This window comes from Ruegeria sp. AL2 (assembly GCF_056540845.1).
The window spans coordinates 94504-119770 of the sequence record NZ_JBQFXM010000010.1 but is presented as its reverse complement, the minus strand read 5'-3'; the positions used below and the strand labels follow the sequence as shown (position 1 = coordinate 119770).

The 25267-nt window shown below is 60.3% G+C and carries 21 protein-coding genes; 11 read left to right on the top strand and 10 right to left on the bottom strand.

Annotation, left to right across the window (positions count from 1 at the left end; translation table 11 throughout):
* Positions 1-73 precede the first annotated feature (73 nt).
* Together ACR0ID_RS13650 and ACR0ID_RS13645 are read left to right on the top strand one after the other, a co-directional pair.
* Positions 74-526, top strand: a complete 453-nt coding sequence (locus ACR0ID_RS13650; RefSeq protein WP_480474467.1) for an SRPBCC family protein — start codon at positions 74-76, stop codon at positions 524-526.
* 263 nt (positions 527-789) lie between these two features.
* Complete coding sequence (locus ACR0ID_RS13645; RefSeq protein ID WP_480519534.1) at positions 790-1014, top strand: hypothetical protein; 225 nt, start codon at positions 790-792, stop codon at positions 1012-1014.
* Between the two features lie 82 nt (positions 1015-1096).
* Here the strand turns inward: ACR0ID_RS13645 and ACR0ID_RS13640 are convergent, their stop codons facing one another.
* Together ACR0ID_RS13640 and ACR0ID_RS13635 are read right to left on the bottom strand one after the other, a co-directional pair.
* On the bottom strand, positions 1097-2749 hold the full coding sequence (locus ACR0ID_RS13640; RefSeq protein ID WP_480606175.1) for a DUF6504 family protein: 1653 nt from the start codon (positions 2747-2749) through the stop codon (positions 1097-1099).
* Positions 2750-2815: 66 nt separating this feature from the next.
* Positions 2816-3106, bottom strand: coding sequence for an I78 family peptidase inhibitor (locus ACR0ID_RS13635; protein WP_480474470.1), 291 nt, complete (start codon positions 3104-3106; stop codon positions 2816-2818).
* A 130-nt stretch (positions 3107-3236) separates the two neighbouring features.
* On the opposite strand from ACR0ID_RS13635, the gene ACR0ID_RS13630 reads away from it, so the two are divergent.
* Complete coding sequence (locus tag ACR0ID_RS13630) at positions 3237-4349, top strand: S-(hydroxymethyl)glutathione dehydrogenase/class III alcohol dehydrogenase (protein WP_267364409.1); 1113 nt, start codon at positions 3237-3239, stop codon at positions 4347-4349.
* Positions 4350-4408: 59 nt separating this feature from the next.
* On the opposite strand, the gene ACR0ID_RS13625 is transcribed toward ACR0ID_RS13630, so the two are convergent.
* From ACR0ID_RS13625 to ACR0ID_RS13615, 3 genes are all read right to left on the bottom strand, one after another.
* Complete coding sequence (locus ACR0ID_RS13625) at positions 4409-5347, bottom strand: DMT family transporter (RefSeq protein WP_480555150.1); 939 nt, start codon at positions 5345-5347, stop codon at positions 4409-4411.
* Positions 5348-5500: 153 nt separating this feature from the next.
* Positions 5501-5914, bottom strand: coding sequence for a group III truncated hemoglobin (locus tag ACR0ID_RS13620; RefSeq protein ID WP_480519544.1), 414 nt, complete (start codon positions 5912-5914; stop codon positions 5501-5503).
* Between the two features lie 48 nt (positions 5915-5962).
* Positions 5963-8881 (bottom strand): error-prone DNA polymerase, encoded by a 2919-nt coding sequence (locus ACR0ID_RS13615; RefSeq protein WP_480606171.1) that lies wholly within the window; start codon positions 8879-8881, stop codon positions 5963-5965.
* A 110-nt stretch (positions 8882-8991) separates the two neighbouring features.
* Here ACR0ID_RS13615 and ACR0ID_RS13610 point away from each other — a divergent pair, with 110 nt between their 5' ends.
* Entirely contained in the window at positions 8992-9456 is a 465-nt protein-coding gene (locus ACR0ID_RS13610) for a DUF1203 domain-containing protein (protein ID WP_480606168.1), read from the top strand.
* On the opposite strand, the gene ACR0ID_RS13605 is transcribed toward ACR0ID_RS13610, so the two are convergent.
* The gene (locus ACR0ID_RS13605; protein ID WP_480606205.1) at positions 9453-10445 is read right to left on the bottom strand and encodes an ABC transporter ATP-binding protein; all 993 of its coding nucleotides are present in this window, start codon (positions 10443-10445) and stop codon (positions 9453-9455) included. The genes ACR0ID_RS13610 and ACR0ID_RS13605 overlap by 4 nt on opposite strands.
* Before the next feature lie 87 nt (positions 10446-10532).
* Here ACR0ID_RS13605 and ACR0ID_RS13600 point away from each other — a divergent pair, with 87 nt between their 5' ends.
* Together ACR0ID_RS13600 and polA are read left to right on the top strand one after the other, a co-directional pair.
* On the top strand, positions 10533-10712 hold the full coding sequence (locus tag ACR0ID_RS13600) for a zinc-finger domain-containing protein (RefSeq protein ID WP_480476870.1): 180 nt from the start codon (positions 10533-10535) through the stop codon (positions 10710-10712).
* Positions 10713-10838: 126 nt separating this feature from the next.
* Positions 10839-13640: a DNA polymerase I gene (gene polA, locus ACR0ID_RS13595; RefSeq protein WP_480606164.1), complete on the top strand. Its 2802-nt coding sequence runs from the start codon at positions 10839-10841 to the stop codon at positions 13638-13640.
* A 43-nt stretch (positions 13641-13683) separates the two neighbouring features.
* Here polA and ACR0ID_RS13590 read toward each other — a convergent pair whose 3' ends face one another.
* A complete protein-coding gene (locus tag ACR0ID_RS13590) occupies positions 13684-13914 on the bottom strand; it encodes a DUF2798 domain-containing protein (RefSeq protein WP_480474477.1) in 231 nt (76 codons plus the stop codon).
* A 62-nt stretch (positions 13915-13976) separates the two neighbouring features.
* Positions 13977-14732, bottom strand: a complete 756-nt coding sequence (locus ACR0ID_RS13585) for a hydroxypyruvate isomerase family protein (protein ID WP_480606161.1) — start codon at positions 14730-14732, stop codon at positions 13977-13979.
* 268 nt (positions 14733-15000) lie between these two features.
* Between ACR0ID_RS13585 and ACR0ID_RS13580 the strand changes: the two genes are divergently transcribed.
* On the top strand, positions 15001-15855 hold the full coding sequence (locus ACR0ID_RS13580; RefSeq protein WP_480606159.1) for a DMT family transporter: 855 nt from the start codon (positions 15001-15003) through the stop codon (positions 15853-15855).
* Here ACR0ID_RS13580 and ACR0ID_RS13575 read toward each other — a convergent pair.
* A complete protein-coding gene (locus tag ACR0ID_RS13575) occupies positions 15838-16413 on the bottom strand; it encodes a DUF1285 domain-containing protein (RefSeq protein ID WP_480606156.1) in 576 nt (191 codons plus the stop codon). The two genes, ACR0ID_RS13580 and ACR0ID_RS13575, sit on opposite strands and share 18 nt — an antisense overlap.
* A 64-nt stretch (positions 16414-16477) precedes the next feature.
* Here ACR0ID_RS13575 and ACR0ID_RS13570 point away from each other — a divergent pair, with 64 nt between their 5' ends.
* From ACR0ID_RS13570 to ACR0ID_RS13555, 4 genes are read left to right on the top strand one after another with little or no spacing between them, the layout of a single operon-like run.
* Complete coding sequence (locus ACR0ID_RS13570; RefSeq protein ID WP_480519558.1) at positions 16478-17485, top strand: AAA family ATPase; 1008 nt, start codon at positions 16478-16480, stop codon at positions 17483-17485.
* A complete protein-coding gene (locus ACR0ID_RS13565; RefSeq protein ID WP_480606153.1) occupies positions 17482-18357 on the top strand; it encodes a DUF58 domain-containing protein in 876 nt (291 codons plus the stop codon). Before ACR0ID_RS13570 ends, ACR0ID_RS13565 begins: the two co-directional genes overlap by 4 nt.
* The gene (locus tag ACR0ID_RS13560) at positions 18354-21116 is read left to right on the top strand and encodes a DUF4159 domain-containing protein (protein ID WP_480519562.1); all 2763 of its coding nucleotides are present in this window, start codon (positions 18354-18356) and stop codon (positions 21114-21116) included. Before ACR0ID_RS13565 ends, ACR0ID_RS13560 begins: the two co-directional genes overlap by 4 nt.
* The gene (locus tag ACR0ID_RS13555) at positions 21113-23155 is read left to right on the top strand and encodes a hypothetical protein (protein ID WP_480555140.1); all 2043 of its coding nucleotides are present in this window, start codon (positions 21113-21115) and stop codon (positions 23153-23155) included. The genes ACR0ID_RS13560 and ACR0ID_RS13555 overlap by 4 nt, the downstream gene beginning before the upstream one ends.
* Positions 23156-23175: 20 nt before the next feature.
* Here the strand turns inward: ACR0ID_RS13555 and pbpC are convergent, their stop codons facing one another.
* Complete coding sequence (gene pbpC / locus ACR0ID_RS13550) at positions 23176-25233, bottom strand: penicillin-binding protein 1C (RefSeq protein ID WP_480606150.1); 2058 nt, start codon at positions 25231-25233, stop codon at positions 23176-23178.
* Positions 25234-25267: the final 34 nt, after the last annotated feature.

Genomic DNA, 25267 nt, shown 5'->3' with positions numbered 1-25267 from the left:
GGCTGGAACAAAGGATAGCCAAGGTTGCAACGTGCGTATTCCGAAGATGTTGTTGAACAAAGGAAAGACCTGAATGGAACTGACTGATGAAATCCGTATCGCAGCGCCACGGGACGTCGTTTACCGCGCGCTTAACGATCCCGACATATTGATGGAATGCATCCCGGGATGTGAGGAACTGACGCAGAAATCACCAACCGAGCTTGAGGCGAAAGTTGTTCTGAAAATAGGCCCGGTCAAAGCGCGCTTTGCAGGTGAGGTCACATTGGACACGGCCAATGCACCAAATGGGTTTTCCTTGATGGGTGAAGGCAAGGGCGGGGCGGCTGGATTTGCTAAGGGCGGCGCAGACGTATCGTTGACCGAAGAAGGGGACGAAACCGTGCTGAAATACACGGCGAAGGTTGATGTTGGTGGCAAGATTGCTCAGCTCGGCAGTCGGTTGATTGCGGGAACCGCCAAGAAGTTGTCGGCAAAGTTTTTTACGCGGTTTGGAGAGATCGTGTCAGAGCAGTCGGCTGCATGATCCGGGGCGTTCCATAGCCGAGAGGTTATCAAAGCAGGGACCACTGTCGACAAGGCGGGGAAACCTGCCGTCAACCGAAGGAGTGGCAATCGGCGGTGTCTGCAAATACTCAGTCAAGACAACACTCTTCAGCGAGAGCTGCGAGCACGCCTGTCAACGGGGGGTTGAAAATCGGGTTCTGCCCATAAAAAATTGGCTTTTCCCGAAATAACCGGTAGATTTTCTGCAAAAGGTGGAAAACACCGGAGGCAGTAAGAGAGCAGATGTCACAGGCAAAAACTCGTGTTTTGCGGACCACGATACCTGCCGGTCTTGTAGGCAAACGGGACGGTCTTTTTTTCTTGTGGGGCGAGATTGAGCGCGCCCGTTTGAAAATTGAAGACGGAGGCCGTCAGGACGCTGCAACGCCGGACGGGCCAAGTGTAAACATGGCGGGCGCAACCAGAAGGTTGGTGCAGATACCGGTGGACGAGTTCATTTTTTTCTGATGGCAAGGTCTGGACGGGATTGGCTGTTTACAAACGGCAATGCCGCTCGCCGGATCTGTAGATTTACTGAGGGGAATAGACCCTAACCAAACTGCCCGTGACAGAACCAGCCTGCAGACATGGTTCCGCCATGGCCGTAAAACAGCCACAAACGCTCGCCCTGCTGTGTCACCACAACCCAGTAGTCCCGCACGCCGCTGCGCCAGTTCGGGTCATCCAGCCACCATTCCGGTGCGATCCGTTCCGGGCCGGTGGCCTGCACCAGCTGCCAGTTACGTCCGCGCCAGCGAAAGGCGCTGGGCACGTCGGGGGTTTCCGGGGCCATTACCGGCTCAGGCTGCCACATCAGCAGGGGGCGCGGGCGTGGCGGCACAGGCCAGTCGCGGGCAGGTTCCGACCATGCCGCCGCCAGCGTTTGCGCCGTTTTCTCAGGGATGTGCGAGGCCGCCGGATGGCGCCGGGTGATTGCCTCAAGCCCCACCCGCGCGCCCAGCTTGCCGATCAGGTCATCCACGGCGGTATTGCCCGCCAGCCGGTTGCGGGCCACACGGCGGGCTTCGGCATGGCCGGCCACTGTACGGGCGTGGATGGGTTCCGTCTGCACCGCCTCAAGCCGCAGCATGTCGATGCCGTAGCCCGCGTCGATCTTGTCGATTTTCATCTCTAACAAAGGGCGAATGCGATGTTTATCGTAAGTTGGGCGGGCCAAACCGACCTCGATAACCTCAGCCGCCTGATCGGCACGGTGAGCCTCCAGCCGCAGGGTGCGGGCACCGCGCCCCTTTTCTTCCAGCTTGGTGCAAAGCGTTGGCAGAACCCGATCAACCGCAGCCATGACATCCTCAACCAGACCAATCGGGTTGGGCAGGGTCATCCGCACCGCGAAGTGATGCGGCGGGCGGGCGGGTGAGACAGGCTCGGGCGCGCTACCCATGGCCTGATCCAACCGCAGAACCAGCCCGCGCCCAAACCTCCGCGCAAGGCTGGCGCGGGGTTGGCCCAGCAGATCGCCGATGCGGCGCAGGCCCAGACGGTTCAGCTGCACGACAACCTGATCGTCCAACCGCAGCGCGGCGATGGGCAGGGGGCTGAGTGCGCCATAAGATTGCCCCGGCGGTGCGATCCGCGCGCCTCCGCCCAAGGCCCTCACTTGCGGCGCGGTGCCGCCTTTGGTCCAGTGCCGCCGTTTGCCCGCCCGGGCGCGGGTGGCACGGGCCTCCTGACTGATGGCGTCGCCATTGCGGTCGGATGTGGCCGCTTGCCCCGCATAGCGCGCCAAAGCCCAGGCTGCGCCCAGCGTGTCGGCGATGCCCATCTGTACGCTGAGGCCCATATCCGCGCAGTCGGTTTCAAGAACGTTCAGCAACGCCTCCTCTCCGCCAAACAGATGGGCGCAACCTGACAGATCGACGATCAGCCCGTCCGAGGCCTCTTCGGCCACCCATGGGCTGAACTTTCCCGCCCAGCGACGCAACGCGGCCAGGAACGCGGCTTCGGCCGGGGCGTTACGGTGGCGCGTGATCAGGTTGGCACACATGGCATGAGCATCCCGCACTGGCTGGCCTACACGTAGCCCGACAGCCTGCGCATCGGCATTCACTGAGGTAATAACCTGCATGTTCGACTGCTCGGCCACGATGGCCAAAGGTCCGGTATGCAGCCCCCGCGCAGCGCGGATCAGCCGTTCAGCCCCCAGGCGAGGGAACCATAGCGAAAGTATTCGGCGTTTGGGCATTTTCAAGCATCATAATGTTCTTACTTTGTTCTTAAGTTAGAATCGATGCCTGAGTCGAGTCCGCCCTTATCCGCAGGTCAGCCGCTGGATGATCCCGTCACCATTCACGTATACGTTTAGCCGGTCGATGCGGTAATCCTGCGTGGCGATGTCATCCGGCCCCAGCACGCGCGACCGCGCGGGCAGGTTTGCCTGAATGGTTGAAACCGGCTGGCCAACGGTATCCGAAAAATCTTCGCCCTGACAAAAGGCCAGATCGACCGGGGCAGGTTCCGGCGGCAGCAAAGCGTCTTCGGGCGCAGGCGGGGTCTCAGCGCAGGCCGCCAGAAAGATCAGGATCGGGAAAAATCGATGCATTGGCGTTCCTCATTCTGGCAATGTCGTTTCTGCAATATCAATTAATTAGCCAACCTGCCATGAAAGCACGGTTGAAAACACCCTGTAATTGACGCAGGGTCGGGGCAAAAGTGACAGGGAGATAAGTAGCATGCGTACCCGTGCCGCCGTCGCCATTCAGGCAGGCAAACCTTTGGAAGTGATGGATGTAAACCTCGAAGGCCCCAAGGCGGGCGAGGTTCTGGTCGAGATCAAGGCCACCGGCATCTGTCATACCGACGAATTCACTCTGTCGGGTGCCGACCCCGAAGGCTTGTTTCCGGCCATTCTGGGCCATGAAGGCGCAGGCGTGGTGGTCGAGGTCGGCCCAGGAGTGACCAGCCTGAAGCCGGGCGATCATGTGATCCCGCTTTACACCCCCGAATGTCGCGAGTGTGAATACTGTCTGCACCCCAAGACCAACCTGTGTCAGGCGATCCGGGAAACACAGGGCAAGGGTCTGATGCCCGATGGCACCTCTCGTTTCTCGACCTTGGATGGCGATCCGATCCTGCATTACATGGGCTGCTCGACCTTCTCGAACCACACGGTTCTGCCTGAAATCGCGCTGGCCAAGGTGCGCGAGGATGCGCCGTTCGACAAGATCTGCTATATCGGCTGTGGTGTCACAACCGGTATCGGCGCGGTCATCAACACGGCCAAGGTGGAAATCGGCAGCCGTGCAATCGTGTTTGGTCTGGGCGGTATCGGCCTGAACGTCATTCAGGGCCTGCGTCTGGCCGGAGCAGACCAGATCGTCGGCGTCGACCTGAATCCCTCCAAGGTGGAAATGGCCACCAGGTTCGGCATGACCGACTTCGTGAACCCGTCAGAGGTTGAAGGCGATCTGGTGCCGTATCTCGTCAACCTGACCAAGGGCGGTGCGGATTATACGTTTGACGCCACAGGCAATGTCGGCGTGATGCGTGCAGCACTTGAATCGGCGCATAAGGGCTGGGGTGAGTCGATCATCATTGGCGTGGCACCTGCAGGGGCCGAAATCTCGACCCGGCCATTCCAGCTGGTCACCGGCCGTTCGTGGCGCGGTACCGCATTTGGTGGTGCGCGTGGGCGCACGGACGTGCCCAAGATCGTCGACTGGTACATGGAGGGCAAGATCGAGATCGACCCGATGATCACCCACACCATGGGTCTGGACGACATCAACCACGGCTTCGACCTGATGCATAAGGGCGAAAGCATCCGGTCGGTGGTTATCTACTAAGGGTAAACACCAAAGTTCTCGAAAACGGCGCGCTGATCGGTGCGCCGTTTTTGTTGAACCTACTTTCCAGGTCGTGTTGCCCCTGTGTCTGCCCGGGGTGAACGAACCCGCAGAACCGGGGTATTGGCCGAGGTGGTGTTGGCCCGGCTTTCTCGCCACACAACATAGACGCCGGACGCGATGATGATGCTGGCCCCGACGGCGACCCAGATGTCAGGGCGCTCGTCGAAGAAGATCATGCCAAACAGCGTTGCCCAGATGATCTGGCTGTACTGGCTGGGGGCGACGACACCGGCGGGCGCGGCGCGGTAGGCCAGAATGATCAGGTGTTGCGCGATGACCGAGAACACCCCGACCAGCGCCATCATCGCCAGATGCAGCAGGGAAGGCGGCTGATATACAGCCGGTTGGGCAAGGCTCATCACAACGATGGCCAATAGCATCGGATAGAGGATCAGCACGGCCGAGCGTTCCTCATTCCCGATCTTGCGCACCAGAACCGAGGCGAAGGCGCTGCAGAAGGCGGCCATCAGGGCGGCCATATGGCCCAATGTGATATCCGTTGCACCGGGGCGCAGAACGATCAGGACGCCAATCAGGCCGACGCCAACCGCAGCCCAGCGCTGGGCGCGGACCACTTCCCCCAAAATCGGGATTGACAGCACCGTGACGATCAGCGGGAATGAAAACAGCAGGGAATAGACCTCGGCCAGTGGCAGAACCGAAAACGCGTAAAATGCGCAGGACATGGCCGTAACCATCAGGCCCGAGCGCAGCAATACCAGCCATGGGTGATGCGGCAGAAAGTTCCCCGTCGTTCGGTCGGTCAGGATCGTGACCGCCATTGGAACGAAAGAAAACAGCGTGGCAAAAAAGATGATCTGCATCACTGAATAGGTGCCGCCCAGCACCTTGATCAGCGCATCGTGGCTGGCAAAGACGGCAAATCCCAGAAATGCATAGCCAAGCCCCCCAAGGGTGTTGTTTTGAGCGCTCATCGATCCGGCCTCGGCCTATGTTGGTGTGGTGACGATACATCGTGGCAGCGCAGGCAGGGTTCCTGGCTGTCTTTATTGCTGCTTAACCCTATTCTGAGGGCACGAATAGCCCTTATTTTACCGCTAACATGTCAAAACTACCATGATCTGGGATCATCGCAGGATCGGCGGCGCATCTTTGGGCTGTCGTGCGGATTGAACACCTGCCTTCATGCCGACACCGATGCGGCGGGCCAAGACGACCCATGGGGTGGCCGTTTCCGCGGGCAGGGTCCGGGTGGCGACCTCTTCGAACAGATCCAGCCAATGGGCAAAGAACTCCGGTTTCACATCGGGCCGTTCGATATGGACCCGTTGCGGATTACCGTCATAGCAGCGCTCATACAGGATGGCATTGCGCCAGAAGGCGGCGATCTTGTCCTCATGCGCGGGCCAGTCGGTGACGTGGTTTGCGAATACGGGCCCAAGTACCGCGTCTTGCCGGACACGGGCATAAAAGGCGCGAACTTGCGCGTTGATTTGCTCGGGCGTCGCGGGAAAGCGCGGGGGAAGGATGGGTCTGGTCATGACAGCCTGAATTTCGACTCTGTTTTCGGCAGATAGGGTGTTCCGGCGTTACGGAACAGAGGTGGTTTTGTCGCGCCCATCCGGCGTCAGCAGATGCCGCAGCAGGGCCACCGGGTGCGCCCGCAGGCTGAGGCGGGTGGCGACGTAATCTTCGACCACCTGCTCGCCCAGCGTCATCTGTGGCAGGTAAGCCTCAGGTTCATCCAGCGCCTCGCCCTCCAAGTCCTGCGAGAACAGTGGCAGAGGTTTGGCGGTGGCAATTGCCTTGGCCTGCCAGAGCGCCTCGCGCCGGGTCAGGTCGCAGGCGGCGAAGGCATCAGCCTCGGCCAGCCGTTCGATCACCGACGGCCCAAGGCCTGCGCGGCGCCAGACATCGTCGACCTGGGTGTAGCCGTTGCCGCGTGCGGCGGTCAGCCAGCTGGCGTCTTCCTCGCTCAGGCCCTTGATCTGGCGAAAGCCCAGCCGCAGCGCCAGACCGCCATGGCCATCAGGCTCCATCACATTGTCCCAAAAGCTGGCATTGATGCAGACCGGGCGCACCTGCACCCCATGTTCGCGCGCATCCCGCACAATCTGGGCCGGCGCGTAGAACCCCATCGGCTGCGAGTTCAGCAGGGCGCAGGCGAAGATGCCCGGATGGTGGCATTTGATCCAGGCAGAGGCATAGACCAGCAGCGCAAAACTGGCCGCGTGACTTTCCGGGAAACCGTACGAGCCGAAGCCTTCGATCTGGGAAAAGCAACGTTCCGCGAAATCCTGTTCATACCCGTTGCGTTTCATCCCGCGCAAAAAGAGCGCGCGGAATTCGCTGACATTGCCATGTTTCTTGAAGGTTGCCAGCGACCGCCGCAGCCGATCGGCCTGTTCCGGGGTGAAGCCCGCGCCGACAATGGCGATCTGCATCGCCTGTTCCTGAAACAACGGCACACCCAGCGTTTTGCCCAATACCTCGCCCAGCGCGTCCGAGGGGAAGCAGACCTCCTCCTCGCCATTACGGCGGCGGATATAGGGGTGGACCATGTCGCCCTGAATGGGGCCGGGGCGGATGATGGCAACCTCGATCACCAGATCATAGAAATTACGCGGCCGCATTCGCGGTAGGAAGTTCATCTGTGCACGTGATTCCACCTGAAACACGCCGATGCTGTCCGCCTTGCAGAGCATGTCATAGACCACCGGATCCTCGGGCGGCAGGGTGGCAAGGGTGTAGCTGGTCTGGTGATGCTGGCCGATCAGGTCAAACGCCTTGCGGATGCAGGTGAGCATCCCGAGGCTGAGGACATCGACCTTAAGGATGCCAAGGCTGTCGATGTCATCTTTGTCCCAGCAGATGACAGTGCGGCCCTCCATCGTGGCGTTTTCGATGGGGACAAGCTCATCCAGCCGACCCTCGGTGATGATGAACCCGCCGACATGCTGCGAGAGGTGACGAGGAAAGCCGTCGATCTCATAAACCAGCATTAAAGTCTGTTTCAGGCGCCGATCTTCGGGGTCGAGGCCAATTTCGCGCATCCGTTGTGCCTCAAGCCCCGAGGCCGAGAAAAACCCCCAAAGCTGTGAGGAAAGTGCCGAGATCGTGTCTTCGGTCAGGCCCATGGCGCGGCCAACCTCGCGGATTGCGCGTTTGCCGCGATAATGCACGACAGTGGCGCAAAGGCCTGCGCGTTCGCGGCCATAGCGGTCATAGATGTGCTGGATCACCTCTTCGCGGCGTTCATGTTCGAAATCGACGTCTATGTCTGGCGGTTCATCGCGCGCCTCGGAGACGAAGCGTTCAAACACCATGGTGCCCATCTCGGGGCTGACCTCGGTGATGCCGAGGCAAAAGCAGACGACCGAATTGGCCGCTGACCCGCGCCCCTGGCACAGGATGCTGCGCGAACGGGCGAAATGGACGATATCGCGGACGGTCAGGAAGTAGGGTTCGTATTTCAGCTTGCCGATCAGCGTCAGCTCATGCGCCAGCATTTTTTTCGCCTTTTCGGACGCCCCGGCGGGATAGCGCCATTTCAGCCCCTCATGCGCCAGACGGTGCAGGCGCTGGGTCGGGGTTTCCTGTTCGCTGCCCTCGCTGGGGTATTCATAACGCAGCTCACCCAGCGAGAATTTCAACTCTTCGCTGAGCACATGGGCGCGGGCAACGGCACCTTCATGACCCTTGAAGATGCGTAGCATCTCGGCCTCGGAGCGCAGGCGCTGTTCACCATTGGCCAAAGCGTCCCGGCCCAATGCGTCCACTTTGCGGCGCAGGCGGATGGCGGTCAGCACATCGCCCAGTTTGCGGCGGGTGCCGTGGTGCATCAGCGGTGTCGCGCTGGCGAGCGTGAGGATGCCAAGCTGTTTTGCCTCAATCTCTAATAAAGAGAAATACGAACCATCGGCGCCATCATACCGAGGGTGCATCAACAGATGCATCCGCCCGGCAAAGCGGCGCGTCAGCTGCTGCGCCTGTGTCCGCCACGCGCCCGCGCCGCCTGGAGAGCCCGCCGCCTGTGGCCACAGCAGCAGGTGGAGGCCATCGGAAAATTCGAGCAGGTCAGACAGGTGCAGGATGCAATCGCCTTTCTCGGCGCGCAGGCGACCCCTGGACAGGATGCGGCACAGGTTGGCCCAGCCCTGTCGGTTCAGGGGTAAGGCGGTGACAGTGGGCGCATCGGTGAAGATCAGCCGCGCCGCCGGGATCAGGCGGGGAACCGCGTGGATGGGATAGGAGGGCGGCTTGGGGATATGATCGGGGCAGGGTGGACCGATGGATGTGTTCTGCGCCTCCCACGCCAGCCGTTCGCGGACCTTGCGGGTGATCTCGCGTGCTTGAGCATGGGCGCGGACGATCCCGGCGACCGAGTTGTCATCGGCAATCGCAATGGCAGGCAGACCCAGGGTGACGGCACGCTCCATATACTCCTCGGGGTGCGAGGCCCCGGTGAGGAAGGTAAAATTCGACGTGATCGACAACTCGGCATACATGGCGAGTCCATATTATATTCACGTTTTGTTCTTTTTCGAGTCCTTTGCGCAGGAAACGGGTCGATTGGGTCCGGTCACACGGGCATGGTCAGCAAAAAAGGAGATCCGAGATGTTCAAAATCACCGCTTTGCCCACCAACGATGTACGCGCTCTTCAGGCAGGTGGCCCGGATGCATATGGTTCAACGCCGGAGCGCGCTGTGTCGACGGGTGCAGGTAACCCGTGCCGCCACTGCCTGCGACATATTCCAGAGGGCGATGAGATGCTGATATTGGCGCATCGGCCCTTTTCAGAGACACATCCCTATGCGGAAACCGGCCCGATCTTTTTGTGCGCAACACCGTGTGAACGGTACGAGGAAGACGCGCTGCCCGAAATTCTGACCAACTCGCCCGACTATCTGATCAAGGGCTACGGTGCGGATGACAGGATCGTCTATGGCACCGGGGCGGTCACGCCGACGGACCAGATCGGCGCAAAAGTCAGGGAAATCTTTTCCCGATCCGACGTCGCCTATATTCACGTGCGGTCTGCGCGGAATAACTGCTATCAGGCGCGAATAGACCGCGCCTAAAGCTTGACCCGGTGGATGCCCCGGCGTGGCTGATCCTGATCATCCGCCGGATGATCCTCGGTACGGGACGAGGTCAGGGCAAGGAATACATCTTCAAGATCGGCCTCTTCGGTGCGGACGTCGCGGATGCGGATATTCGCGGCGCGCACCGATTCCAGAACCTGCTCGGCGCTGGTCTGGATGTTTCGGTATTGCAGGACAAGGCTGCCATCATCGCGGAGAGCTGCCTCGACGCCTTCTGACGCAGGCAGATCAATGATCGGGCTGTCGGGCACAATCACCATAGTGCGGCTATCCATGCGGCCCAAAAGGTTGGCGGTGCTGTCCTGCGCGACCTTTTCACCGTGGTTGATAATGGCGATCTCGTCGCACATCTCTTGCGCTTCTTCCAGGTAGTGAGTGGTCAGGATGATGGTCATGCCCTGTTCGTTCAGCTTGCGCACATTGGCCCAGAGCATCTGGCGCAGTTCGATGTCCACACCTGCTGTCGGCTCATCAAGCACAAGGATTTTCGGGTGATGCACCAGTGCCTTGGCCAACAGTAACCGCCGCCGCATTCCACCCGAGAGAGTGCGGGCATAGGCCTCGGCCTTGTCGCTGAGACCGACCAATTCCAGAATCCGATCACTGCGCCGTTCGGATTTCGGAACACCATAGAGACCAGCCTGAACCTCAAGCGCGCCGCGCGGGGTGAAAAACGGGTCGAGGTTCAGCTCTTGCGGCATCACACCAATGGCCGATCGTGACTGGCGTGGATTCTGATCCTGATCGAAGCCCCAGATCGCTACGCGGCCCGCCGATTTCACCACCAGACCAGCCAGGATGTTGATCAGGGTCGATTTTCCTGCACCGTTCGGACCCAGCAGACCAAAAACCGAGCCGCGCGGGACGGTCAGGTCAATGCCCTTCAGCGCATGTTTCTCGGGCTGACCCTTGCCACCGCGATAGGTTTTGCGCAGCCCTTCGATCCTGATTGCCGCGTCATACATGTGGCACTTGCCCCCGGTTTGATCATCGCTCATAAACGCACCTAATACATGCCCGCGAGGCCGACAACCGAAGAAGGATCGCCAGCCGTGACCATCGAAGCGCCGGAAACCAAGATCGTCGAAACCGCCCGTGTTGCCTGTGATGGCGGCGAAGGTGCGTTGGGTCATCCGCGCGTGTGGCTGCAGATCCCCGAAGACACGGGCTGGGTCGAGTGCCCCTATTGCGACTGCAAATATGTTCTGGCCGGGCATCAGACTGACGCCTGAGCCCGTGTTGCCCGGTGCGGGCATTGAGTATTTATGAAAAGATGAAGATTGCGGCCGCGGTGCGGGTGGCTCTATCGTTGCGCCCGTGGCATTAGTGTTTTCGCAAGTGATCAGAGAGGGCGCGAAATGACCACGAATTTCGGAAAAGGGTGTCACCTGCATCTGATCGATGGATCGGCCTTTATTTTCCGGGCCTATCATGCGCTGCCGCCACTGACCCGCAAGTCGGATGGGTTGCCGATTGGGGCTGTTTCGGGCTTTTGCAACATGCTGCAGAAATATGTCGAGGGAAATACGGGGCCAGATGCGCCGACCCATGTGGCGGTGATCTTTGATAAGGGCTCCCATACCTTCCGGAACGATCTTTACGACCTCTACAAAGCCAACCGCGAGGCGATGCCCGAGGACCTGCGCCCACAGATGCCACTGACCCGTGAGGCGACGAAAGCGTTCAACATCGCCTGCAAGGAGATGGAGGGCTATGAGGCTGACGACATCATCGCGACCCTTGCTGTTCAGGCACGCGATGCCGGTGGCCGCGTGACCATCGTGAGTTCCGACAAGGACTTGATGCAGTTGGTCGGTGACGGCGTCGAAATGCTGGATGCGATGAAGAACAAACGCATTGACCGGGATGGCGTGGTCGAGAAGTTCGGGGTCGGACCGGAACGTGTGGTCGATGTTCAGGCGTTGGCTGGTGATAGCGTCGACAATGTTCCTGGCGCGCCGGGGATCGGGGTCAAGACGGCGGCCTTGCTGATCAATGAATTCGGCGACCTGGAAACCCTGCTGGACCGGGCAGATGAGATCAAGCAGCCCAAACGCCGCCAGACCCTGATCGAAATGCGAGACCAGATCGAGCTTTCGAAGAAACTGGTTCAACTGGATGAGAATACTCCGCTGGATTTCACCTTGGATGACCTTGAGGTGAGGGACCCCGATGCAGACACGCTGTTGGCGTTTCTGGCCGAGATGGAGTTCCGCACCCTCACCAAGCGTATCGCTGACAAGCTGGGGGTTGAGGCTCCGGTGATTGCCGACGCCCCTGCGCCAGCGGTGGAAGAGGTCGAGGCCGAGGCGATCCCGTTTGTCAGTTCGAAATACGAATGCGTGCGTGATGCAGCGGCCCTGCAAAAGTGGATTGACCAGGCCTATGAGCGTGGTTGGGTTGCTGTAGACACAGAGACCACGGGCCTGAACGAGATGATTGCCGGTCTGGTGGGTATTTCGCTGTGTGTCGAGGCCGGAGAAGCCTGTTACATCCCGTTGACCCACCGCGATGGATCAGCGGATGATCTGTTTGGGTCGGATGCTTTGGCCGAGGGGCAGATGCCATTGGAAGAAGCCCTGAGGCTTTTGAAACCGATGCTCGAGGATCCGTCGGTCCTCAAGATCGGGCAGAACATGAAGTATGATGCCAAGATCTTCAGGCGGCATGGCATCGACGTGGCACCCCTCGACGATACGATGCTGATGTCCTACGCCATGCATGGCGGTGAGCATGGGCATGGGATGGACACTCTGTCCGAACGTTATCTGAGCCACACACCGATCCCGATCAAACCGCTGCTGGGGTCGGGGAAGTCGGCAATCACCTTCGACAAGGTCGCGATTGACGAGGCCACGGCCTATGCCGCCGAAGATGCGGACATCACCCTGCGTTTGTGGCAGCTGTTCAAACCGCAATTGCATCGGGCGCAGGTGACAACGGTCTATGAGACGCTGGAACGGCCGCTTGTGCCGGTGCTGGCCGAGATGGAGATGCATGGCATCAAGGTCGACCGAGATGTCCTGAGCCGGATGTCCAACGCATTTGCCCAGAAAATGGCCGGGTTAGAGGATGAAATTCACGAGTTGGCCGGGGGAAGATTTAATGTCGGATCACCCGCTCAGCTGGGCGAAATCCTGTTCGACAAGATGGGTCTGGAAGGCGGGAAGAAAGGCAAGACCGGGAAATACTCGACCGGGGCAGATATTCTGGAAGACCTCGCAACCGAACACGAGTTGCCGCGCCGTGTTCTGGACTGGCGGCAGCTGAGCAAGCTGAAATCGACCTATACCGACGCGCTACAGACCCATATCAACCCCGACACAGGCCGGGTGCATACGTCTTATTCGATCACCGGAGCGAACACGGGGCGTCTGGCCTCGACCGATCCGAACCTGCAAAACATTCCGGTGCGGACAGAAGAAGGGCGGCGTATTCGTGAGGCATTCATCGCCGAGCCGGGCAATGTGATGGTCAGCCTCGACTACAGCCAGATCGAGTTGCGGATTCTGGCCCATATCGCTGATATTTCGGCTCTGAAACAGGCGTTTTCGGACGGGCTGGATATTCACGCCATGACTGCGTCCGAAATGTTTGATGTGCCGTTGGGTGAGATGACGCCTGATATCCGCCGTCAGGCAAAGGCAATCAACTTCGGTGTGATCTACGGCATTTCGGGTTTTGGACTGGCCCGGAACCTGCGTATTCCACGGGCCGAGGCGCAGGGCTTTATTGATCGTTATTTCGAACGTTTCCCAGGCATTCGCCGCTATATGGACGACACAGTCGAATTCGCGAAAGAGCACGGCTATGTGCAAACCCTGTTCGGGCGCAAGATCCACACGCCCGAGATCAATGCCAAGGGGCCACATGCCGGGTTCTCGCGCCGCGCGGCGATCAATGCACCAATTCAAGGTACTGCGGCGGATGTGATCCGGCGCGCGATGGTGCGAATGCCGGACGCGATCGCCGGATTGCCTGCCAGGATGCTGTTGCAGGTTCACGACGAGTTGTTGTTCGAGGTGGCCGAAGATGCGGTGGATCAGGTGATCGACGTGGCCCGTGACGTGATGGAGGGCGCCTCGGATCCTGCGGTCAAGCTGGATGTGAAGCTGGTCGTGGATGCCGGGAAGGGGGCGAACTGGGCCGAGGCGCACTAGCGGCGTTGTTCATCAGGTCTCGGCGGGCTGTGCATGCATCGGGTCAGCCCTGCGGCCTTACCATGCGGTTCACCATTCGTTGCACAGACGGGCCAAACAGCAGGATTACGGTGAAGGCGATGGGCCAGCAAAAAGCCCAGGACGCCATCCAGTCGCCAACTGTTCCAGGGTTAAACCCAATCGCTTTGACCGTCGCGATCCCTGTTACAATCAAGGACATGAGGCCGGACATGATCAGGCTGAAAACGGCACGGGCATAGCGGGCTGGTATCATGGCAGGCATCCTAATGGTCACAATGCCGCTGATGTGCGGTATTTGAATGAAAATTACCAGTGTCAGTCCCGCATCCAGTCAAGTGTGTCGCAGGTGCGTTGTGTTGTGGGTGTGTATTCCGCGCTGACCCAGCCGCTATAACCTACCGCGTCCATGGTCGAGAACAAGGCCTTGAAATCCGTTGGTCCACGACCCGGTTCCGTGCGATCCGGGGCTGCGCCAACTTGGGCATGGACCACCTGCGGATGAAAGCGGTCCCAGACAGCCAGCGCGTCGCCATGAATCATATGAGCGTGAAAGCTGTCAAATTGCAGGCCGACATTCGGGCGATCCACCTGGTTGAGCACATCTGCTGCCAGATCGTAGTCGTTCAAAAAATATCCGGGCTGTGAAACCGGGTTGAGCGGTTCGATGGTGAATTTTTGCTGGGGGGCGAAATCGGCGGCCCATTGCAGGTTTTGCACAAAACAATTCAATGCATCCGGCCCTGTGGCGTATCCGGACATGATGTGGATCAGGCCGGGGCGCAGCACCCCGGCATATCGCAGGACACGGCGGATATCCGACTGGAACCGCGATTGACCATCGGGGATCGCTGCGTAACCCGGCGCACCGCCGGTGTAGTTGGGCGGTGGCGCGTTGATCAGCACAAGCTCCAACCCGCTGGCAAGCAAAGCGCGACGGGTTTCCGTCGCGGCGATGTCGTAGGGAAACAAAACCTCGACTGCGGTGAACCCGGCATCTGCCGCCGCCTGAAACCGCTCCAGGTAAGGTATTTCGGTAAACAGAAGCGAAAGGTTGGCGGCAAATTTGGGCATAGGCGGTCAGCGGTTGTGGTTATCCGACCATAACCAAGGGATGATTTTCGGGGAAGGGATCGAAAACGACAGATTGTCGAAAATCGACCAGATCGCCTGCACCGAATCAGCAAGGGTCCGCTCAGCGCGGCGCGTCATTACGGGCGCCGCCTTAACAAAAGGTTCGAATCCAATGGCGATGAGCCCGGAACCCGTACGCGGGGCAACTACCGCTCTGCCCGGCGGTCAAAACTCTGCGTTGTCAGGGAATGGGTTGGCGGTTGCCTCCATGATTACCTGGGCAGCGGGTTTCCCGGCGGCCGAAGTTCTGCTGCAAACCTGGCCCCCTGTTGCATTGCTGACCGCGCGTCTGGTGCTGGCGGTTGCCGTTCTGATTCCGGTCTGGATTCTGCTGGACGGTCCAAGCAGAGTGTTACGCGCCAGATGGGGTCGGGCGATGGTTGTCGGCGGCTTTGGTTTTGGCTTTGCCATGTTTTTGCTGATCGTCGCGCAGAAAATGACTGATCCGGTGACTGTCGCGATCATTGCATCCTGTGCGCCCTTGCTTGCAACAGTACTGGAACTGATGGCAGGAACCCGACGGCTGAAGTGGACCTTTGCGTTGGGTGTTCTGGTGTCGGTTCTGGGTGGATTGATTGCAACCAGCACCGCCGCGCCCGAACAGCTGGGGCTGGGTGCGGTTCTGGCGATCCTTGCAACGGGCCTGTTTTGTTGGGGTAGCATGGCCACCGCGCGCGACTTCCCGGAGCTTAGTCAGATCGGGCGCTGCACGATTACCTTCGTCGGTGGGTTGCTCATGGCCGCGGTGCTGAGTTTTGGGGCGGCCCAGCTGGGCATGGATGTGCTGCCAGCCGCCGCCATTGATGGACAGCAATGGGGGATGCTTGGGATCTATGCCTTGATATCACTGGGGCTCAGCCAGGTGTTGTTCATCTCGGCTGTGGGAAAGCTGGGCGTGGCGCTGGCTTCGTTTCACATCAATATTGCCCCGTTTTACGTGATGCTGATCATGCTGATGCTGGGGGAGGACTGGAACTGGACCCGTGCGCTGGGCGCGGGCGTGGTCGCTTTGGCCGTCGTGCTGGCTCAGGACCGCGCACCGCGGTCAACCAAAATCGGCTGAAGGGATCAGCGGGAAGAACTGCCCGCCTGACCAGACACCAAACCAGCCCTCATGGTGGCTACCAATCTCGACAAGGCGATAGAAGCTTTTGCGATCTACGCGCGCTTCGAGGTTCGTGCGGATCAGTATGTAGGGTGACGGTTCTTCTGTCTCAGGATCGATAACAATCCGGATCGGATGCGCGGGCCCTGCAACAGCGATGTCGTCCACTTGTGTGCGAAAGGTCAGGTTCCGCGTGTGACCTTCGCCGGTTTGCTCGAAATCCACGGCGATAAACGGCGCGTCTTCGACAGTGATTCCCACCTTTTCAACCGGCGTGACCAGATAGTATTTCCCGTCTTCTTTCTTAAGAATTGAGGAAAAAAGCTTCACAAGCTCGAACCGATTGATAGGCGAGCCTAAATAACTCCATGTACCATCTTTTGCGACACGGATGTCCAGATCGCCACAAAACGGGGGATTCCACAGGTGAACGGGCGGTAAACCCCGGGTTTTGGCGGTTTTTACCGATGCGGCTAATCCGTCGGGCGAGGGTTTCACAGGTTTTTGTCCGCTCATTGCTTTTGCCATTTCCTCTCAGCGCGATACACTTAAATCATATTCGTCCACGGAAGGGAAAGTCATGAACGAACCTGCCGACCTCGTAGCCGAGATCGAAGCGCTGGAAAACAAGCTGCAAGAGGCCAAGGCCTCGATCACCCGCCGCTTCATCGGGCAGGAAAGGGTCGTGGACCTGACTCTGGCTGCGCTTTTGTGCGGTGGTCACGCCCTTCTGATCGGTCTGCCGGGCTTGGGTAAGACACGGTTGGTCGAGACACTGTCGACCGTGATGGGCCTGCATGGCAATCGCATTCAGTTTACGCCCGACCTGATGCCCGCTGACATTCTCGGGTCCGAGGTGTTGGATACGGCCGACGATGGCAGCCGCCATTTCCGTTTCATTCCCGGCCCGATCTTCTGTCAGCTGCTGATGGCGGACGAGATCAACCGGGCAAGCCCGCGAACGCAATCCGCGCTGCTGCAAGCGATGCAGGAGCGTACGGTGACAGTAGCCGGTGAGGACCGTTCCCTTGGTGTGCCATTCCATGTTCTGGCCACGCAAAACCCGATCGAACAGGAAGGCACCTATCCCCTCCCCGAAGCGCAGCTGGACCGGTTTCTGGTGCAGATCGATGTAGAATACCCCGACCGCCAGACCGAGCGGGATATTCTGCTGGCCACGACCGGTGTTGAAGAAGACAAAGCGTACCAGATTTTCAGCAAGGAAGAACTGCTGGCAGCGCAGGTCCTGTTGCGTCGGATGCCGGTCGGGGACTCGGTTGTGGAGCTGATCCTTGATCTGGTGCGGGCCTTCCGCCCAGAAGAAGCTGGCGTATCCGAACGGGTTGCCGAAACCGTCGCGTGGGGTCCTGGTCCACGCGCTGCGCAGGCGCTGATGATGACGGTTCGGGCACGTGCGATGTTGCAGGGGCGTCTGGCACCCAATGCCGAGGATGTGCTGGATATGGCGCGCCCGGTGCTTAGCCACCGGATGGCTCTCAACTTTGCGGCACGGGCACGCGGTGACAGTCTGGCTGACCTGATCGACTCGACCGCTGTCGGGTTGATCCGGACCGAGGCGGCGGCGTGAATGCCGCGCTGACCCTTCGCGAAAGATCCGAGGCCGAGGCATCGCGGCTGCCGCCCCTTTTGGCGCGGGCCGAACATCTGGCTGGCACCGTTCTGCTGGGAGACCATGGTCGGCGGCGCTCTGGCATGGGGGATGATTTTTGGCAATACCGCCCTGCGCAGATCGGGGACAGCCGCCGGATGATCGACCACCGTCGTTCGGCGCGTGGAGATCAGCAATATGTGCGGGAACGCGAATGGCAGATCGCGCAATCGGTAATGCTTTGGGTCGATCAGGGGGCGTCGATGCGGTTTGCGTCCGACAAATCGTTGCCGACCAAGGCGGATCGCGCCCGGCTATTGGGGCTGGCAACGTCCATCTTGCTGGTCCGCGGCGGTGAACGTGTGGGCCTGACAGGGACGACCTTGCCACCCCGGCGTGGCAATGCACAGATCATCCGGCTGGCGCAAGCCTGGTCCGAGGATGATCAATCGGATTACGCGCCACCCGAACATCGCGCCATGATCCCGCATGCCCGTGCCGTGTTCATTTCGGATTTTCTTGGTCCAATGGATGAAGTTGAACTGGCCCTGACCAAAGCTGCCGACCGTGGTGTTCGCGGCGTGATCCTTCAGGTGCTGGATCCGGGAGAAGAGACATTTCCCTATCGTGGACGTACGATTTTCGAAAGCGTCGGTGGGTCCGTCCGACACGAAACGCTCAAGGCCGCAGAGCTGCGGGATCGCTATCTGCAACGCCTCGCCCACCGTAAGGATGCGCTGACGCAGCTTTGCCGGGCGACTGGCTGGCAATTGGGCCTGCATCACACGGGCGATAGCGCACAAGCGGCTCTGTTGTGGATATACCGTGCGCTGGACGGGGGAACGCGATGACGGTTCTGGCAGGCATCGGCTTTACCGCTCCATGGGTGCTGCTGGGTCTTCTGACCCTGCCGATCCTGTGGCTGATCCTGCGCGCGGTGCCGCCCGCGCCGATCCGCCGGATGTTCCCGGCGGTGACGCTGCTGCTGGGCCTGAAGGATGACGAAAGCGTTTCGGACCGCACGCCGTGGTGGCTCTTGCTGCTGCGGATGCTGGCAGCTGCGGCGGTGATCATAGGTCTGGCCGGTCCGGTTCTGAACCCGTCGCGGGATGAGATCGGGTCCGGGCCGCTGCTGATGGTGCTGGACGCCAGTTGGGCAGGCGCGACCCGATGGTCGGCCACGCTGGATCAGATCGATGCGCAACTGACCGAGGCCGGTCGCGCAGGGCGCACGGTGGCTATCCTGCGCCTGACCGAACCGGAAACACCCGTTTTTCAGGGGGCCGAGGCTTGGCGGGGACATTTGCCGGGACTGATGCCCAACCCATGGCAGCCGACCGAACCTCAGATCGCACAGGCCATTGCGGCGTTAAATTCGATTGATGGGGGGTTTGACACCCATTGGTTCAGTGACCGGCTGGATTATGTGGATCATGCGGCGCTGGTCTCCAGCTTGCAGGCTCGTGGCGATGTCGTGGTGTATCAGGCGGCGTCCCGGCCCATGGCGATCCTGCCAGCGGCTTATCAGGATGGGCTGATCAAAGTGACAGTGCAGCGCGCAGGCCCCGGCCCCGAGGAACGTGTGACAGTATTGGCACAAGGGCGCGACCCGGCGGGAACCGCCCGAGTGCTGCATTCTGTGGAACTGACCCTTGAAGCCGGGGATTCATCGGCGCAGGTCGATCTGGCGCTGCCATCCGAACTCCGCGCCCGGATCACGCGGTTCGAAATCCAGGGCCAAAGGTCCGCCGGGACCGTGACCTTGACCGATGACAGCCTGCGTCGCCGTGAGGTCGCGCTGATTGCCGGGAGTTTGAACCGCGAAGGTCTGGAGCTGCTGTCACCCCTGCATTATCTGACTCAGGTCCTGAGCCCCACGGCGGATTTCGTCGATGGCGGTCTGACTGAGGTTCTGCCCGCCAATCCGGATGTCATTGTTCTGTCAGATGTGGCCCAGATGTCGGAACCTGAAAAGGCGGACCTGATTGAATGGGTCGAACAGGGCGGTTTGCTGCTGCGCTTTGCCGGCCCGCGTATGGCGGCCAGCGATCTTGGGCGTGACACCGAAGACACCCTGCTGCCTGCGCGGCTGCGCAGCGGTGGGCGATCTGTCGGCGGCGCGATGAGCTGGGGTGAGGCCAAGACCCTGGCACCATTCCCCGAAACCTCGCCTTTCTATGGATTGGACATCCCTGATGACGTGGTCGTTTCCACTCAGGTCATGGCGCAACCAGACCCTAACTTGGCGGATCGTGTGATTGCCTCGCTGTCTGACGGCACGCCTTTGGTGACACGTAAGGCGCTGGGATTGGGGCAGGTGGTGTTGTTCCATGTGACCGCCGATGCAGAATGGTCCAGCCTGCCACTGTCGGGCCTGTTCGTTGAAATGCTGGATCGGCTGGCCGTGGCCTCGGCCGCAAAGTCACGGCAAGAGGCTCAGTTACTGGGAACAACATGGGAGCCGGTACAGATCATGGACGGGTTTGGCACATTGTCAGATGCCGGAACCCTGGCCGGTGTCGACGGGGTTGAGCTGATATCGGGCCAGATCGGGCCGGAACTGCGCCCGGGTCTTTATGAAAGTGGCAAGCAGAAGCTGGCGTTGAACGTCGTCTCGGAAGAAACTCAGCTGCGTCCTGTTGTCTGGCCCGCAAATGTGCCGATCAAAGGGCAGGAGGTCAGCACGGAAATGCCGCTCGGCGGTCTGTTGCTCAGCCTTGCGCTGATTTTGCTGACGATCGATGTTATTGCATCGCTTGCTTTGTCGGGCAGGTTGGGTCTGGCCCGGACGACGGCCTTGGCGCTGGCCGGTTTCCTTCTGGTACCCGAAGGTCACGCACAAACGCCTGAGGACACCGAGTTTGCATTGGCTGCGACCCACGAACTGGTACTGGCGCATGTCCTGACTGGCGATGCGCAAGTAGATGATATTGCGCAAGCCGGGTTGCGGGGGCTTGGTCAAACCCTCCTCTATCGCACATCGGTTGAACCGGCAGACCCCATCGGCGTTGATCTGGAACGGGATGAACTGGCGTTCTTTCCGTTGCTTTATTGGCCGATCTCAGCGAACCAGTCGCAACCTTCGGCCGAGGCCTATGTCAAGCTGAACGCCTATCTGCGGTCCGGAGGGATGATCCTGTTTGACACGCGTGATGCGGATATCGCAGGTTTCGGTGCCTCCAGCCCAAATGGCCGCAAACTGCAACAACTGGCCGGGCCGCTGAATATACCCTCATTAGAGCCGATTCCACGCGATCATGTTCTGACACGCACGTTCTACCTTTTACAGGATTTTCCGGGCCGATATTCAGGCACCGAGGTTTGGGTCGAAGCCGCGCCGCTGGATGCAGAACAGATCGACGGGATGCCCTTCCGCAATCTGAACGACAATGTGACGCCAGTGGTCATTGGCGGCAATGACTGGGCCGGTGCTTGGGCGGTGGATCGCAACGGGCAGGCCCTGTTGCCCGTCGGGCGCGGTTATGCCGGGGAAAGGCAACGCGAGTTGGCCAATCGTTTTGGTGTCAATCTGGTGATGCATGTGCTGACGGGGAACTACAAATCCGATCAGGTTCACGTGCCCGCCCTTCTGGACAGGTTGGGACAATGACAGGAACCGTCATCTTTGATCCGCTGATCCCGTGGGCGATACTGCTTGTCGTGGGTATGATTGCCGTGGCCGGGGTCGCGCTGGCCTTGTGGCGCGGATTGTCGGGATGGGCCTTGCGTGGGTTGGCGGTGCTGGTGATCATCGCTGCGCTGTCCGGCCCGGTCTACCAGATCGAGGATCGTGCACCGCTGACAGATATCGTTCTGATGTTCGAGGATGAAAGCGCCAGCCAGACGCTTTCAGACCGGGTGGTACAAACGGCAATGGCCGCAGAAGATCTGGCCGCCGAGATCGAGGCACGCGACAATACAGAACTGCGACGCATCCGGGTCGGCGATGGTGAAGGCGATGAGGGCACGCAGATCATGGCAGCCCTGAACGAAGCCCTGGCGGAAGAGCCGCGCGCGCGCATCGCCGGTATCCTCGTGGTGTCCGACGGGATTGTGCATGATGTCGATCAGGCCCCGGATCTGCCCGCACCGATGCACCTGCTGCAAACGGGGCGGGAAAGCGACTGGGATCGCAGGCTTATTGTCCGAAACGCCCCTGCTTTCGCCATCATTGGTGAATCGGTGACGTTGACCCTGCGCGTGGAGGACAGCGGAGCAGCCCCTGCAGGTGCAACATCAGCGCCGTTGGAAATTTCGGTGGATGGGGGCGAGCCCGAGCAGTTCAGCATTCCAATCGGTCGCGATGTCGAACTGCCCGTCACTTTGCCCCATGGTGGGCGCAACGTGATCCAGTTTTCTGTCCCTCAGGCTGAAGGCGAGTTGACTGATCGCAACAACACGGCCCTGATCCAGATGAACGGCGTAAGGGACCGCCTGCGTGTGCTGCTGGTCTCGGGTGAACCGCATCCGGGTGGTCGCACGTGGCGTAACTTGTTGAAATCTGACAGTTCTGTTGATCTGGTGCATTTCACTATCCTGCGCCCGCCTGAAAAGCAGGACGGTGTGCCCGTTGACGAGCTGTCGCTGATCGCCTTTCCGACTCGCGAGTTGTTTCTGGAAAAGATCAACGATTTCGACCTGATTATCTTTGACCGCTACAAGCGGCGCGGGATTCTGCCTGCGATCTATCTGGACAATGTCACAAGCTACATCAACGAAGGCGGCGCGGTCCTGGTTGCCGCCGGTCCCGATTTCGCCGGTGCTGACAGCATCTTCCGCTCTCCCTTGGCGCCAGTTCTGCCGGCCCAGCCAACCGCGCGGGTGATCGAGGAACGATATGTGCCGATGGTCAGTGATCTGGGGCATCGTCACCCGGTCACGACCAATCTTGGAGAGTCCGAGGATTGGGGGGCGTGGTTGCGTCAGATCGACGTGAAACACCGCTCGGGCGACGTGCTGATGACCGGGGTCGAGGATCGTCCGCTGCTTGTCCTGAACCGTGTTGGCGAAGGGCGCGTTGCGATGCTTGCGTCCGACCACGCCTGGCTTTGGAGTCGCGGTTTCGAAGGAGGTGGCCCGCAGCTGGAGCTGTTGCGCAGGCTGGCCCATTGGATGATGAAAGAACCGGAACTTGAAGAAGAGGCGTTGTGGGCCGAGGCCAACGGTCAGTCCATGCGCATCATTCGTCAGACGCTTGGGACAGAGGTCGGCCCTGTAACAGTCACCTTGCCGAATGGCGAGACGTTGGAGATTACTTTGAAAGAGGTTTCTCCGGGTCGGTTTGAAGCGCAGTATTACGGCCCTGAGATCGGCCTTTATCGCTTGCAGGAAGGTGACCACATGGCTGTGATCGGCCTTGGCCCTGCTGCACCGAAAGAGTTCGAGCGTACCATCGCGACAGGTGATGTCCTCGAACCGGTGCTGGCCGGGTTGCGGGGCGGTGTGATCCGATTGGAAGATGGGCTGCCATCGATCCGCAACGTGCGCGCAGGACGCCCCGCCGCCGGTCGGGGCTGGATCGGTCTGACCCCACGCAACGCGTATGAAACGCGGGATGTCACGCAGGCCGGGTTGCTGCCACCCTGGCTTGTCTTGCTGCTGGCTGGGGGGTTCCTGCTAGGCGGTTGGCTGCGGGAAGGGCGGCGTTAACGCTGGCCCGTTGCTGTTTTTTAACGGGAACCGGGCGCGCTCTGGTCGATCCGGAACGAGGCCCGGTCGGATTGGCCCTGTGCATCCACCACAACAAGTGAGGTAAACCCGGGTCCGGGATTGGGAATTTCGAATTCTCGCTGCCGTTGCCCGGTCAATACAGGCACGCCGTTAGTCAGAACGGAAAACGGCCCGACACCACCGCGTAGTTTCACTGTCAGAGGGCTACCGAAAGTCTCTAACAGAGCGTTTTCCGGTGGAAACAACAGATCAGGTGCGGTTTGGTCCGTTTCGAAAGCCGCCGCGCGGGGCCGGAAACGTTGCAACGGTTGCGGCAATTGTGCTGCGCCAACCAACAGTGTTGATGGCGGCGGTGGGCGCAGGGGCGTGAGTTCGGGTTTCAACAGACCAAAAGCCTCGGTCAGAAGCGGCGCGGCAACGCCGCCTCCGAATGCGCCGGGAACAGGTGTGCCATCCGCGCGTCCCAGCCAGACCCCGATGACATGCTGCCCGTCAAAGCCAATGGCCCAGGCATCGCGGTGCCCATAAGAGGTTCCCGTTTTGAAGGCCAGCGCCCCTGAAGTGCTGCCCGTGGGTGCTGTGATCCCGGACAAGATATCCGCAATCTGCCATGCTGAGTTTTCGGACAAAACACGAGAGGTGAGCCGTGCATCAGCCAGGGTGTCATGGCGCAGGATCGGGCCTTGCCCACCAGCGGCCAGCGTCACGTAGATCTGTACGAGATCATGCAGGCTCAGCCCGACGCCACCCAAGGATATTGCCAATCCGGGTGTACCACTGCTCAGGCGCGGTTCTGATCCTGCTGTCCGCAGTGCCGCCATTACGCGCGCGGGTCCCAGCTCGTGCGTCAGGCGTACGACAGGGATATTCAGTGACAATTGCAGCGCGTCCCGAACCCTTACATCGCCCCGGAAAACGCCATCGAAGTTTCGCGGGGCGTAGCGCCCGAACATCACCGGGCTGTCGCTGATCAGGGTTTCCGGATGGGCCAGCCCCTGATCGAATGCCAGCCCGTAAACCAGAGGTTTCAGCGTCGATCCGGGCGACCGCACGGCTTGCGTCATATCCACGAAACCTTGTCGCGCATCCCGATACCCGGCAGACCCGACCGAGGCCAAAATCTTGCCGTCGCGATGATCTGCTGCGATCAGGGCTCCGGACACGCGCGGCCCTATGCGCGCCGCGGCCCGAGCGACCAAAGTTTCCAACCGGGCTTGCACCTCTGCATCCAGGGTCAGATCAAATACACCGTTTGCAAGGGTTTGGCCTTTCACGCGGTCGGTCAGATGGGGTGCAAGGCGCGGGAACGGGACCGTTCGATCAGGAATGGTCTCCGTCAGGGCTGCGTGCATCTCAGCCTTGGTCAATACGCCGTGGCGCTCTAACCTGCGCAAAATCCGATCTCGGGCAATTTGGGCTGCCTCGGGTCTGCGATCCGGACGTCGCGCTTCCGGGGATTGCGGCAAAGCGATCAGTAGGGCCGCCTGTGCGGCAGTCAACCGGGTCGCTTCTTTGCCGAACCATGCGCGGGCACCGGCACGGATACCTTCCAGATTGCCGCCATAGGGGGCATGGGTCAGGTAGAGGTTCAGGATCTGTGTCTTGCTCAGCTGCCGCTCCAATGCCAATGCGACCCTAATCTGGCGAAATTTGCCACTCCAGCGTCCGGTCGATCCATCTTCGATCAGCCGCGCGACCTGCATGGTCAGAGTTGAACCGCCTGAAACCGCGCGCCCATTCCAAAGGCTTTGCCCGGCTGCGCGCAGCAATGCGACAGGGTCCACGCCCGCGTGGGTCCAGAAACGCTTGTCTTCGTACCGGAGCAGCATGGCGGTGAAATTGGGATCGACCGCACCGGGTTGCAGCCTCCAGATGCCATCTGCAACCGGAAACACGCGCAGGAGGTCACCGTTACGATCCCGTATCTCGACCGAAGTTTCAGTCAGAACAGGCGGCAGCACTGTGGCGTCGACCCAGCGGTCAACGCCATCCCGCGCCAATGCCGCCAGATAGAGAGCGCCGGCCAACGCAAATAACAGGCGCGGCACCCTAGGCATGAGCGCCGCCCAAACAAGGATATGAACGATGGCC